Raw genomic sequence first — 13,248 nt, 5'->3', positions numbered from 1 at the left:
TTCATTGTTTGTTAACATTTTTGTAACATTACCTGATTATTCGCGAATGAAATCGATTAACAAGTATCAGCGCGCCAATAGAATAAAACGTCGAGGATAATAAGAAAAATACATTTTCATGGGAGAGAGTCTGATGAAGAACCAATTGGTACAATCCTTCCAGCCCATCTTTACAAGAACATCATCTTGTGCAATACTGTTGAACAAACAGAAGCGCAAACAAAACCCTAAGCTATAAGACAAGACTGATTAGCAAAAGCCGTGATTATCCTGAGAATTGAAAACGAAATGATCGAAAAAGAAGTCCTAAGAAATAATGTGTAACAAGAAGGCAGTTAAGGGATTCATGCTGAATAATCCGAAGCCTTATTTAAGGATACAAAAATAGGCAAGAAAGACTCCAACGTTGCAGATAGAAAAGTTTTCTTTCATAATCAATTCAAAAGTCTTATAATAGCTTTGTTTATATCTATCAAATTGAAAGGAGATTGTTTTATGATCGATAAAAATTCTCCTCTTCCTTTATATTATCAGTTAGAAGAATTATTAAAAAAAGCAATTGAATCAAAAGAGTTTAATCCTGGTGATTTCCTTCCTTCTGAAAGGGAACTTTCAAAAATATATCAAATTAGCAGGATGACGGTTAGACAAGCTGTTATGAACTTAGTAAAGAAGGGGTATCTAACTAGAGAAAAAGGCAGAGGCACCTTCGTTTCCAATCAAAAGCTTGAACAAAACATGAAAGGGCTTACCAGTTTCACAGAAGAAATGCAAGCACGACAACTAGTTCCGGAAAGTAAATTATTATATTTTAAAATTTCTCCAGTCCAACAAAATTTGCAGGATCGCCTCAATCTTGAAGCAGGTGAATTGATCTATACATTTACAAGACTTCGATTAGCAAATGGTGAACCGATTGCTCTTGAAACCAGCTATTTACCTGTGAATTTAGTACCCGGTTTAACCAAAGAAATTTTAGAGCAATCACTATATTTCTATATAGAGGAAAATCTGGGATTAAAGATTGGTCATGCAACCCAAACAGTCGAGGCTTCATTGGCTGATGAAGAGGAAATGAAATATTTAAATATAAAAAAGGGTATGCCAGTTTTAATAAAGCATCGAGAAACATTTATTAACAATGGTACGCAGCTTGAACTAGTAAGGTCCGCCTATCGAGCTGATAAGTATAAATATATCATTGATATGGACAGAAAATAACTGCAAAAAGGCACCATCATTAAGAGCTATTCTCCTTCAAAAACTTCTAAATTGTCGTTGACTCATATGACAATTTAGAGGTTTTTTTATTTCATCTCTTCCCTTAAAACAGCCTGTTAATAAACCTCAGAGTCATTCCATCCAATTTTGCACAAAACAGTTGAGTAGGATTTGGTCTCTACATTTAGATAAAAACACATTATAGTAAAGGTACGCAGCAGTACTAATCATTAAATCAATACTTTTTTGCACAAACTATAAATCGGTGCAAAGGAGGTAACGTTCATGTTGGATCAACGCAGCACAGCCATTTTATCCCATTTAGTTCATTCGGAATCATATGTTCCAGTTAAAGAACTTATGGAAAAATTCAAAATTTCTAGAAGAACGATTTATTATGATATTGAAAAAATAAATGATTGGCTGGAAGAAAATGATTTATCTCCTGTGAAACATGTAAGAGGTGCAGGATTTATTCTTGATGATGAGACAGCATTCCTAATTCCAAAAAAGATTGAAATGGTTAAAACATGGCATTATGAGTACTCTGCGAAGGAAAGAAAAGCCTGGTTAGCCCTTTATTTACTAGGACGTGATACTCCGCTTTTTTTAGATGACTTAATGGAAAAGATCAGAGTAAGCCGAAATACAACAATTGAGGATTTAAAGGTATTAAAAGAGGAGATTGAACGATTTCAACTATCATTAGAGTTTGAACGTAAATCAGGATATATCCTTATCGGTGATGAAGACGACAAGAGAAAAGCTATTGTTTATTATCTGTCAAGTGTTCTGCCAAGTGAAGGCTGGCAGACATTATTGGCCAAAATTCCCACACTATTAAATAGTTCTTTAATGGATAACAAAGATCATCAAGAACTTTTTAATATCGACGAATTGAAAGTTGTTCGTAACATTGTTTCTGAAAGTGAAATAGACTTGAACCTTCAATACACTGATGATTTTTTCTACAGCTTAACTTTTCGCCTTATCTTATTCGTTAAAAGATTAATGCAAGGTAAACGAATCAAAATAGACAAAGTTGAAAAAGAGGTTTTAAGTGAAACGAAGGAATATCAAGCAGCAATGAAGATCTGTCAAAAATTATCAACTATTTTCAAACTAGATTTTCCTCAAGATGAGATCTTTTATATAACGAAGCATCTATTAAGTTCAAAAGTACAGTCTTCACAAAGGATTTTAGAAGAAAATAAGAATTCTGAAACACAGATGTTAAAAGAAGTGGTTTCCAATATGGTGACTGATTTTCAAAAATATGCATGTATTTTCCTTAAAGATCGGCATCTATTAGAGAAAAATCTACTCCTTCATGTGAAACCATCCTTTTATCGCATTAAATATGAACTTGAAGTTGAAAATCAAGTAGCTGAATTAATGAAAGAAAAGTACCAGGATATTTTCCAGCTCACAAAAAAGGTGATTCCTCATCTTGAAAGAGCCATTGGAAAACCCGTAAATGAAAATGAAACGGCTTTAATTGCCATGCATTTTGGCGGATGGCTGAAGCGGACAGGTGTTACACTTGCAAATCGTAAAAAAGTTCTGATTGTATGTGCAAGCGGATTAGGGACTTCTAAATTGCTGGAACATCAGTTAGAAGGACTTTTCTCAACTATTGATATTATTGATAGCGTTTCCTTAAGGGAGTATGAAAATAACGATTACAAAGTTGATTTCATTGTTTCTACTACTCCAATTCAAAGCAGGGAAATACCAGTATTTATCGTAAGTCCCATTCTAACCGAGGCTGAAAAAGAAAGTTTATTAAAGAAAGTAAACGCTTTGTTTGAAACAAATATAAAACACACGTCCTACTCTATCGAAGCATTAATGGATATCGTTCAAAAACATACGAAAATCGATGATAAGGTGAATCTTGAAAAAGACCTGAGGCAATATCTTAAGAAACCAATTTCAAAATTCGAGATATCAAATAAGCCGGCTTTAAGCGAGCTGCTGACAAAAGAATTTATACAAGTAAAAAAAGAAGTGAAAGACTGGAAGGAAGCGATCCGTACAGGGGCGCAGCCTTTGGTTGATCATCACTATATTACGGAAGAGTACGTAAACTCAATGATTGATACGATTACAAAATTAGGTCCCTATATTGTGATTGCTCCAAAAGTAGCCATTCCTCATGCCAAACCAGAGGATGGCGTGAAGAAACTGGGTATGAGTTTGCTGTGTTTAGAAAAAGGTGTGAATTTTTCAGCTTCTACAAGACATCATGTCAATCTAATCGTTGTGTTAGCCGCAATTGATGGAGAGAGTCATTTAAAAGCTCTTTCCCAACTAACTAAGCTGCTTACTGATCAAACATGCATGGATCAGATAATAAAAGCTCAATCTGCTGAAATAATTTTAAAAACGATTGTGGCCCATTCATATTAGGAAATTCATTGTAAAAGGAGTTTAGTTATGAGGTTTTTAGATGAAAGCTTAGTAGCTTTAGATGTTGAAACAACTTCACCAGAAGAAACAATTAAAATAGCAGGAAATTTGTTAGTGAATGAACATGTAGTTGAGGAAGAATATGTTGAAGCTATGCTTCAGTCATATAAGAAAAATGGTCCATATTTTGTACTAGCTCCAAAAATCGCATTACCTCACGCAAGACCTGAGGATGGAGTAAATGAGGCTTCTGTCTCATTCGTCAGATTAAAAAAGCCAGTTAAATTTGGCAGTGCAACTAATGATCCAGTAAAATTTGTTTTTGCACTAGGTGCATCATCAAGTGAAGAGCATATTAAAATTTTACAAAAACTAACTATGCTTTTAAATGACCAAAGAAATCTTGAAATGCTAGATAAAGCGGAAACTTATCAAGAAATTAAACAAATCATTGGAGGAAATGAAAAATGAAAATTTTATGTGTATGTGGTTTAGGACAAGGAACAAGCTTAATTTTACGAATGAATGTTGAAACTGCTTTAAGAGATTTAGGAGTTCAAGCGGATGTTGAGAATACCGATGTATCAAGTGCATCAAGCGAAAATCCGGAATATATCATTACAAGCAATGAATTAGCTCAATCGTTAGAGGGGCATTCCTCAAAAATCATTATCGTTAGCAATTATTTTGATATGAATGAAATCAAAACAGCGATCGAAAACAATATTAAATAAAAGAATAGATAATGGGGGGAGACAACAATGGAGGCAATTCAATGGATCGCAACAAACATCTTTGGGGTACCGGCTATTTTATTAGGATTTATTGTCTTACTAGGTTTACTATTACAAAAGAAATCAGCTAGTCAAACAATTAGCGGCACATTTAAAGCAATGATTGGTTTTCTCATTATCAACGCCGGTGCCGGAGTAATTGTCGGCGCACTAACGGTCTTTGAACCTATGTGGAAAGAAGTGTTTGGGCTAGAGACAAGCTCTTTCGCTAATTTCCTTGGCCAGGAAGAATTTAGTGCAAAATATGGCTCTGCCGTTACACTTTCTATGTTTATTGGTTTTGTAATAAACGTTTTATTAGCTCGGTTTACCAAGTTTAAGTATATCTATTTAACAGGACATATGATGTTCTGGACAACCATGATCTTTGCAGGGATCATTATTGATGCAGTGGGAGATCTATCATTTGGAAAACTAGTCTTTTTCTTATCTGTTTTTATGGGTCTTTATTGGACATTCCAACCTGCAATTGTTCAACCATTTATGAGAAAGGTTACTGGCAACGATAACATCGCATTAGGCCATACATCAGCTGTGGTTGCTGTACTTGCGGCTTTAGCTGGTAAATTCTTAGGAAATAAAGAGAATGATTCAGAAAAAATCAAACTCCCTAAAGGGCTTGAATTTTTAAGAGATTCCAATGTAATCACAGCTTTGACGATGGGGATATTATTCTTTGTAGGTGCTGTCATCTTAATGACAAAGGGTACTCCTGGAGCAGAAGAGTTAATCGCTAAATCAGGGGATCAAAACTTTATCATTTATTCAATTATTCAATCATTAACCTTTGCTGGAGGAATTGCTGTTGTCTTGCTAGGTGTGAAAATGTTCATCGGTGAGATTGTTCCTGCCTTTAATGGAATCGCTACCAAGTTAGTTCCTGGTGCAAAACCAGCTTTGGATTGCCCGGTTGTCTTTACGTTTGCCCCAAATGCAGTCATTTTAGGTTTCTTAGGTGCTTTTGGAGGAGCGTTAATTTGGTTAGTTATCTTAGGAAACACTGTTGCATATGTGTTCGTCCCAACGATGATTGTGTTATTCTTCCATGGTTCAACAGCAGGAGTTTTCGGAAATGCAACTGGCGGTGTCCGAGGAGCTGTTATCGGAGGATTTATTACAGCTACAATTGTATCTTGGGGACAATATTTGACTGTTAAATTCTTATTATCTTCAACTATCCCTGATACGGCAATGTGGGCTGCGGATTCAGATATGTTCGTGTTAGGCCCAATTGTGAAATTTATTGCGCAATTATTATTCTAATTTTAAATAACCGGCATGTATAGCATGTCGGTTTTTCAAATAAAAGGTGAATAAAAAATATAGTGGAGGTTAAATCATGAGCTATATTCGTACATTTAATGGAGATATTAACCCAAAAGAATTAGGGTTTACTTATTCTCATGAACACATCGTTTGCAGACCAGATTATTGGGTTCAACGGGGAGCAGACGATTTATTGTTAGATGATAAAGAAAAATCGCAAAAAGATGTTGAAGACTTTAAAAGATATGGCGGAAAAACCATTGTTGATGCTACAGCAATTGATTATGGCCGAGATGTTCAAGCCGTTAAACAAATTTCCGATGAAACAGGCATTCAAATCATCGGTACAGCTGGCTTTAATAAAAGTTTTTTATGGGATGCCAGAGTGAAGGAAGAATTAAAACCAATCATTGGTGATTATGAAACATATACAGAATGGATTGATCATTCGTCCATAAATGAGCTTACTGATTTTGTTATCCGTGAAGTCGAAGAAGGTCTTGAAGGCACTCCTTTTAAGGCTGGGCAAGTTAAATTCGGAACAGGTTATAACCGGATCACACCATTAGAAGAAAAAACATTACGCGCTGTTGCAAGAGCGCATCATGAGACAAAAGCGCCTGTACATTCTCATACTGAGGCAGGAACGATGGGGCTTGAACAGCTTGAGCTCTTGAAAAGTGAAAATGTCAATCTTGAATATCTTAGTTTAGGCCATATGGATCGAAATCCGGATCCTTATTACCATGAGCAAATTGCGAAAACAGGAGCATATCTAAGCTTTGATGGGATTGCAAAAATTAAATACGCACCAGAAAGTACTCGAATCCATTGTATATTAGAATTAGTAAGAAAAGGGTATGAAGATCAAATTTTAGTTAGTGGGGACACAGCTAGGAAAACTTATTATAAACACTATGATTATGGATTGGGGTTAGAATACATTATAGCAAAATGGGTTCCGCGTTTTATTGATGATGCAAACCGGCAAGGATTTGATGGAGAAAAATTAATTCAGAAATTTTTTGTTGAAAATCCGGCAAGATGCTTTGCATTTAAGAAATAAAGGGAGTATGAAGCATGTTATTCCAAAATGAAAATTCCTTTGAAGTGAAAGAAAAAATAAATAAAAGTAAAATAGCTATATTACCTATAGGTGCAGTTGAAGCACATGGACCACATCTACCACTTGGAACGGATAATTTCTTAGCAGAAAGAGTGTCAGAGAAAGTCGCTGAAAAAACAGGTGCTTATGTCTTACCGACAATGCCATATGGTCAGGTATGGAGCCTAAAAAATTTCCCAGGCAGCATAAATATTAGTAACGAAACATTAATCTCTTTGTTAGTGGATATGGGAAAAAGCTTATATGAACAGGGATTCAGAGTTTTCGCCATGATAAACGGGCACTTGGGAAATGCTGTTGCCCTAAAAGAAGCAGCAAGAAAACTATTTCAGCAATTTCCAGATTTTAAAATCCTATATTTATTCTATCCAGGTACAAAAAAGATCACCGAGGAAGTAAGAGAAACCATATCCTCTCACGCTACTTATTTTCATGCATGTGAAATTGAGACATCTTATATGCTGTATTTAGCAGAAGAATATGTAGATATGTCAAAAGCTATTACTGATATCCCGTCTATCCCTTTAAGTGCGGATGCAACACCAACACCTTGGGAGGAATTTACCAGTTCTGCCGTGCTTGGAGATGCAAAATTAGCAACGAAAGAAAAGGGTAAAAGAATTATCGATGTAGCTATTGAAAACATGGTGAACTTAATTGAAAGTGCCAAAAATGAAATAACTGATAATGAATAAGCCCCTTTATCAACAAAAGTTCATCAAAATCATTTCAAAGTGAGGAGACAAAAAAATGCTTACACAATTTTTTAATAAAGCAATGGAAAGATTAGAAATCGTTGAAAAAAATGAGAAAGAGAACTTACAAAAAGCAGCAGAAAAAGTGGCTGAAGCGATCCAAGGCGGGGGAATTATTCAACTATTTGGCTGCGGGCATTCCCACATTTTAACAGAAGAAGTATTTTATCGTGCAGGTGGCCTTGTTCCAATTAAACCGATTCTCATTGAGCCTTTAATGCTGCACGAAGGAGCTTTACGATCATCCGAATTAGAAAGAAAAAATGATTATGTAGGACAATTTTTAACCGACCAGGACATTCAGACGAGCGATGTAGTTATTGTTTTATCAACATCCGGACGAAATCCAGTTCCTGTTGATGTTGCAAATGAGGCGAAAAGGAAAGGCGCATTCGTAATCGGAATTACTTCCTTAGAGTACTCGCAAAGTCAGCCATCAAGACACAAAACAGGAAAACATTTATTCAATTCCGTAGACCTGGTGATTGATAACCATTCAGTAAAAGGGGATGCTATTCTTTCCTATGAAAAGGTACAAGTTCCATTTGGTCCAACCTCAACAGTTGTTGGTGCAGTTATATTAAATTCGATCTTTGCTGAATCAATTAAAATAATGGCAGATAACGGATTTGAACCGCCAATTTTCCTAAGTGGAAATATTGATGGGGCGGATGATCATAATGAAAAGTTAGTTGAACGCTATCAAAAAAGAATACCATTATTGTCTTAAATAAGAGCAAATTTTAATTAAGGTTATTAAAAATTTTTTAGATTGGGCCACTTGTCATTAACATGAAAGTGGCTCAATCGATTGAACAATATATAAAGAGGTGCACAAATGTGAAACTATCAGATTGTCATCTAATTGAGGCTTATTATTCTGCAATAGAATTGGATCTTGACAATGAATTTATTAGGATGCTAATAGAAGAAATAAATAGAAGAAACCTAAAGTTAATGACAAATCATCATCCTGAATGGTAATGATTATGCTATTAGAAAAAAACGACTTACACCTCTGATTTGGCTTCCTCGTAGGAAAACACCAGGCAAAGGCAATTATTACTGAGGATTTTCTTATTTACCGCAACTTTCATGTTAATTTGTTTAAACCAATTTTCAAGCTTTTGTCATGATAAATTCATTTAACAATTTTCCTATAACTTCGGTATGCATTCTTTCATAAAGCGGTTCTTCATATGAATTTACGTATATCATCTGAACCGATATCAATGTAATTCTTGAATTTTTACTTTGAGTTATTTTTAGATAACTTATTCACATTCCTTTGGTCCCCAGATACAAAAATTTTGATCTATGGTTCGATCAATTGATTTGAAAATCAAAAACTTTGTTGTCACTTTGGATAAGGAATAAACAAAATCCTGATATTGAATCGTTTAATTTTGGAGCATTTCTTTGTTAAGAGGAATGCTTTTTATCTTGTCAAAAATGATAGGATAATTCTATAACAATAACAAAATAATTATTTTCAATAATTTTTTATTGTAAATCGATAAATCGTGTGTTAAATTCGAATAAACAATAAATAAGTGAGGTGCTTTTTATGAAATTAGTGTCAACGCTCTTTTTAAAGATAGCTGTTATTCTTTTGGGGTTACCAGTTCTTGCTTTGTGCATCTTCTTGGTGCCCGAGTTAGCGAATGTTGCAGCAAAATTGCTTCCACAGTTTGCTCTTATGAAATATCTTGTTTCCATCGTTTTTTATGCATCGGCAATCCCTTTTTTCTTTGCTTTGTATCAGGCCTTCAAACTTTTGCGCTATATTGATAAAAATGAAGCTTTCTCGCAAATTTCTGTTAATGCTTTAAAGAAAATCAAATACTGTGCAATTACGATCAGTGGTTTGCATTTGCTAGTCCTGCCGCTCTTTTATCTCTTTGCGGAAATGGACGACGCACCGGGTGTCATCTTTGTCGGATTGGTTGTTCCTTTTGCTTCGATGGTGATCGCAGTTTTTGCGGCTGTTCTTCAAAAACTGTTAAAAGAAGCGATAGATATAAAATCAGAAAATGATTTAACGGTCTGAGGTGATAACATGGCGATTATAATCAATATTGACGTGATGCTGGCTAAAAGAAAAATGAGTGTGACTGAACTCTCGGAGAAGGTTGGAATAACAATGGCTAATCTTTCTATCTTGAAAAATGGAAAGGCAAAGGCGATTCGTCTATCAACATTAGAGGCAATTTGCAAGGCTTTAGAATGCCAACCCGGAGATATTTTAGAATATAAAAATGATGAAGAGACTCAAGGAACATAAAGTAGTGATAGTAACATTGTAAAGAAAAGGCTCATTACTATAGTTTTTCGCTTGTTTCTATCATTGCTGTCATAATTATCCATGAACCAAAAAATAAAAGGGGTGGTTACTCATGAATTTAACCATTCAAGATGGTACTCAGAAAAAAACGAAGAAGGCACAAGTCATGAGAGCATTAAATCAACTCGTTCGTTTTGGCTGGGAGCAGGCCCTATCCTGTTTGTTTCCTGTCGTTATATTTGCCTCTTTGGCTTTTACACAAATCATGCAGCTTCCCTTTCTGCCAAGGTATGACTGGCTGCTCATCATCTGCCTTCTGATGCAGTGGTGGATGGTGCGATCCGGGCTGGAAACACGAGATGAACTAAAGGTTATCACCTTATTTCACCTTATTGGACTCGCTTTGGAACTTTTCAAGGTACATATGGGCTCCTGGTCATATCCAGAGGAAGGATATTTCAAAATTTTTGGAGTGCCATTGTATAGCGGGTTCATGTACGCAAGTGTAGCGAGTTATCTCTGTCAGGCGTGGAGAAGGTTAAAGGTTGAATTGGTAAAGTGGCCGCCGTTTCTTATCGTAGTACCTCTTGCGTCTGCGATTTATTTGAATTTTTTCACCCACCATTATTGGATTGACATTCGTTGGTGGTTATCTGGACTTGTCATGATCGTCTTTTGGCATTCATGGGTTACATACGAGGTTAATGGAACTCGTTACCGCATGCCACTGGCACTTTCTTTTGTGCTCATCGGATTTTTTATTTGGATAGCAGAAAATATTGCAACGTTCTTCGGAGCTTGGGAATATCCAAACCAAACTGATGCATGGAGTCTCGTTCATCTAGGTAAGGTGAGCTCATGGCTCTTATTAGTGATTGTTAGCTTTCTGATTGTAGCGACGTTAAAACAGGTTAAGGGGAAACAAACCGCTCGGATCGATACTAGTCAATGTTTATAAATGCTATAAATCTTTTTTAAAATTCTTAGCATTGGAATAAATAAAGTTTTAGGTTAAAGTTAGTTCTAATTGCAAACAAAATACCGTATTAAATTAATTGGAAAAACCAACTCTGGAATTTGTTGTTTTTCCTTATAAATAAAGGTATGAATTGTGAATGAATGTATTTAATCAGATAGCAAATGAAGATTTAATAGTTTAGAGTTATCGAGCATTCCTATCTAAGAGGAATGCTTTTTTATTTTGTCTAAAATGAAATTGTATAATTTATCACAACAAAAATATAATAAAAAAGGATAATAATTTATTGTAAATCGATAAATTATGTGATAAATTCAATTTGACAATAAATAAGTGAGGTGCTCTCAATGAAACAAGTTTCAACATTATTTTTAAAGGTCGCTGTTTTCTTTATTGGCCTTCCGATTCTTGCTTTGTGTATATTTTTATTGCCTCAGATAGCGAGTGAAGCAATTGAACAAGCAGCTAATGGTTCACAGTTAGCCTATGTGGTATTTGGCCTTTTACTTATTATGTATGGATCGACGATACCGTTTTATGTTGCATTGTTTCAGACATTAAGACTATTAAGTTATATTGACAAGAACCAAGCGTTCTCGGAATTATCTGTAAGAGCTCTAAAGAAAATAAAAAACTGTGCCATCACAATCAGCGGCTTATATGTGGTAGCCCTGCCATTCGTATATATCATCGCGGAGTGGGATGACGCACCAGGTCTCATCGTCATCGGATTAGTCATTATTGGTGCTTCAATGGTGATCGCAGTCTTTGCTGCTGTTCTTCAAAAGCTTTTAAAAGAAGCGATTGATATAAAATCAGAAAATGATTTAACGGTCTGAGGTGAATAATATGGCGATTATTATCAATATTGATGTGATGCTGGCTAAAAGGAAAATGAGTGTAACAGAACTTTCGGAGAGGGTTGGAATAACAATGGCTAACCTTTCTATATTGAAAAATGGTAAGGCAAAAGCGATCCGATTATCAACTTTAGAGGCGATTTGTAAGGCTCTGGACTGTCAGCCAGGGGATTTACTTGAATATCAAAGTGAAGGTGACGATCAAGACCAAACAAATGGATAGATGAACTTATTTAGAACGTTTGATTCGATAAAAAAGCTAATTTAATAAGAGAAAAAAGAGTATATGAATACTTTTACTTACATGAACGGGTGCTTACTTATAGAACAAATGAAAAATGAAAAAACGCTTGGAATTTAACTCCAAGCGTTTTATTGTGCAACTGTTTATGATATTATAGTTTCTATTGTTTTTTAAATGAACGATTTTTTATGTGTAATGTAGATTTTCTCCTCTGTATCTGAACGAATCATCCAATTGAGGCAACTCTAATAGGTGTACAAAGGATTAATACTCAACCTTCCACATATATCTTCTTTTCGAAAGTGGGTGGTTACGTACGTCTGCCAAACGTTCGGCATATTTTCGAAGTACATAATTCAGAACAAGGGGGGCAATATAACCCTTTAACTCCGAATCAATTCCAGCTACATCAAGTTCCTTTGCATCTAAGACGACAAGTTTTTCACAATATCGTTTCGAGAATGCCAACGCCCGTTCATCTAACGGTCGTGTTTCATCTAGACCCAGTAAAATAATGAAAGGTGTATCTTTGTCGATTATCTCAAATGGTCCATGGAAATACTCACCTGAGTGAATCGCATTTGAGTGGATCCATTGCATCTCCATTAAGATACAAATTGCATAGGAGTAAGCGATTCCATAATTAGCGCCGCTTGCCATCGTATAGATCACTTTCTCATCCTTAAAATCAGCAGCAAATTGTTGAGCACCAGCTTCATATTGTTTCGCTGCATTCTCAAAAACTTTTTGCAAATTTGCCAGACTGGTTAGCATTTTTTCATATTTTTCGTTGCCTTCTAACACATGTAACACACCCATTGTGAGCTGATAAAGGGTTCCTAGATTTGTATCCATTGCATCAGCTTGTTCACCCCATTCATATTTCACAACAAATTGTGATTCACGTGCTAAAGGTGAACCTTCTTCATTTGTAAAACCGACAGTTACTGCGCCTTTCCTTCTTGCAAATGAAGCAGCTTCCACGGTTTCAGGAGTTGTACCAGACATTGAGCATAGGACGACAAGGGAGGTTTCTCCAAGCTTTCTGGGATTTCGGTGAATAAATTCATTGGAACTATATACATCTGAGGAAATAAACTTCGCTTCACGATCCATTATGTATTTGTTTGGATACATAACAGCAGAGGATCCGCCGCATGCAACAAAATAAACATGATCTATCGAACGGCCCTTTAGAAAATCTAACACCTTGCCAACTTGAGCATTCATCGCTTTTTGAGAATGTACCATTCTTTTTTGCCTCCTTCAATCTTAATTAAGCTATAACGATGTAATACGTTATATAA

Annotated in this window: 15 protein-coding genes; 14 read left to right on the top strand and 1 reads right to left on the bottom strand. The window is 35.4% G+C overall.

Going from position 1 to position 13,248, the window contains the following annotated elements; genetic code table 11:
* Nucleotides 1-495 precede the first annotated feature (495 nt).
* From WQ54_RS18305 to WQ54_RS18245, 14 genes are all read left to right on the top strand, one after another.
* Nucleotides 496-1,221: a GntR family transcriptional regulator gene (locus WQ54_RS18305; protein WP_046586072.1), complete on the top strand. Its 726-nt coding sequence runs from the start codon at nt 496-498 to the stop codon at nt 1,219-1,221.
* A 285-nt stretch (nt 1,222-1,506) separates the two neighbouring features.
* Nucleotides 1,507-3,633 (top strand): BglG family transcription antiterminator, encoded by a 2,127-nt coding sequence (locus tag WQ54_RS18300; protein ID WP_046586070.1) that lies wholly within the window; start codon nt 1,507-1,509, stop codon nt 3,631-3,633.
* A gap of 27 nt (nt 3,634-3,660) precedes the next feature.
* On the top strand, nt 3,661-4,104 hold the full coding sequence (locus WQ54_RS18295) for a PTS sugar transporter subunit IIA (protein WP_046586068.1): 444 nt from the start codon (nt 3,661-3,663) through the stop codon (nt 4,102-4,104).
* Nucleotides 4,101-4,367 carry a PTS sugar transporter subunit IIB gene (locus WQ54_RS18290; RefSeq protein ID WP_046586067.1) on the top strand — a complete coding sequence of 89 codons (267 nt, stop codon included), beginning with the start codon at nt 4,101-4,103 and terminating at the stop codon, nt 4,365-4,367. Before WQ54_RS18295 ends, WQ54_RS18290 begins: the two co-directional genes overlap by 4 nt.
* A 27-nt stretch (nt 4,368-4,394) precedes the next feature.
* Complete coding sequence (locus tag WQ54_RS18285) at nt 4,395-5,690, top strand: PTS ascorbate transporter subunit IIC (protein WP_046586065.1); 1,296 nt, start codon at nt 4,395-4,397, stop codon at nt 5,688-5,690.
* A 76-nt stretch (nt 5,691-5,766) separates the two neighbouring features.
* Complete coding sequence (locus WQ54_RS18280; protein ID WP_046586063.1) at nt 5,767-6,759, top strand: phosphotriesterase; 993 nt, start codon at nt 5,767-5,769, stop codon at nt 6,757-6,759.
* Nucleotides 6,760-6,773: 14 nt separating this feature from the next.
* Complete coding sequence (locus tag WQ54_RS18275) at nt 6,774-7,514, top strand: creatininase family protein (protein ID WP_046586061.1); 741 nt, start codon at nt 6,774-6,776, stop codon at nt 7,512-7,514.
* 55 nt (nt 7,515-7,569) lie between these two features.
* On the top strand, nt 7,570-8,304 hold the full coding sequence (locus tag WQ54_RS18270; RefSeq protein WP_046586059.1) for an SIS domain-containing protein: 735 nt from the start codon (nt 7,570-7,572) through the stop codon (nt 8,302-8,304).
* Between the two features lie 110 nt (nt 8,305-8,414).
* Nucleotides 8,415-8,558, top strand: coding sequence for a sporulation histidine kinase inhibitor Sda (locus WQ54_RS32850; RefSeq protein WP_231597569.1), 144 nt, complete (start codon nt 8,415-8,417; stop codon nt 8,556-8,558).
* A 583-nt stretch (nt 8,559-9,141) separates the two neighbouring features.
* The gene (locus WQ54_RS18265; RefSeq protein ID WP_046586057.1) at nt 9,142-9,624 is read left to right on the top strand and encodes a DUF2975 domain-containing protein; all 483 of its coding nucleotides are present in this window, start codon (nt 9,142-9,144) and stop codon (nt 9,622-9,624) included.
* Between the two features lie 9 nt (nt 9,625-9,633).
* On the top strand, nt 9,634-9,858 hold the full coding sequence (locus WQ54_RS18260; protein WP_046586055.1) for a helix-turn-helix transcriptional regulator: 225 nt from the start codon (nt 9,634-9,636) through the stop codon (nt 9,856-9,858).
* Nucleotides 9,859-10,024: 166 nt separating this feature from the next.
* Nucleotides 10,025-10,816, top strand: a complete 792-nt coding sequence (locus tag WQ54_RS18255; protein ID WP_046586140.1) for a DUF817 domain-containing protein — start codon at nt 10,025-10,027, stop codon at nt 10,814-10,816.
* Nucleotides 10,817-11,184: 368 nt separating this feature from the next.
* Complete coding sequence (locus tag WQ54_RS18250; RefSeq protein ID WP_046586054.1) at nt 11,185-11,676, top strand: DUF2975 domain-containing protein; 492 nt, start codon at nt 11,185-11,187, stop codon at nt 11,674-11,676.
* Between the two features lie 10 nt (nt 11,677-11,686).
* Nucleotides 11,687-11,920 (top strand): helix-turn-helix transcriptional regulator, encoded by a 234-nt coding sequence (locus WQ54_RS18245; RefSeq protein WP_046586052.1) that lies wholly within the window; start codon nt 11,687-11,689, stop codon nt 11,918-11,920.
* Between the two features lie 285 nt (nt 11,921-12,205).
* Here WQ54_RS18245 and WQ54_RS18240 read toward each other — a convergent pair whose 3' ends face one another.
* The gene (locus tag WQ54_RS18240) at nt 12,206-13,192 is read right to left on the bottom strand and encodes an SIS domain-containing protein (RefSeq protein ID WP_046586050.1); all 987 of its coding nucleotides are present in this window, start codon (nt 13,190-13,192) and stop codon (nt 12,206-12,208) included.
* Nucleotides 13,193-13,248: the final 56 nt, after the last annotated feature.

This window comes from Bacillus sp. SA1-12, from assembly GCF_000981385.1.
Taxonomy (GTDB): Bacteria; Bacillota; Bacilli; order Bacillales; family Bacillaceae; genus Metabacillus.
Note: the sequence above shows the minus strand (reverse complement) of the source record. Positions and strands in the feature narration are given on the sequence as shown.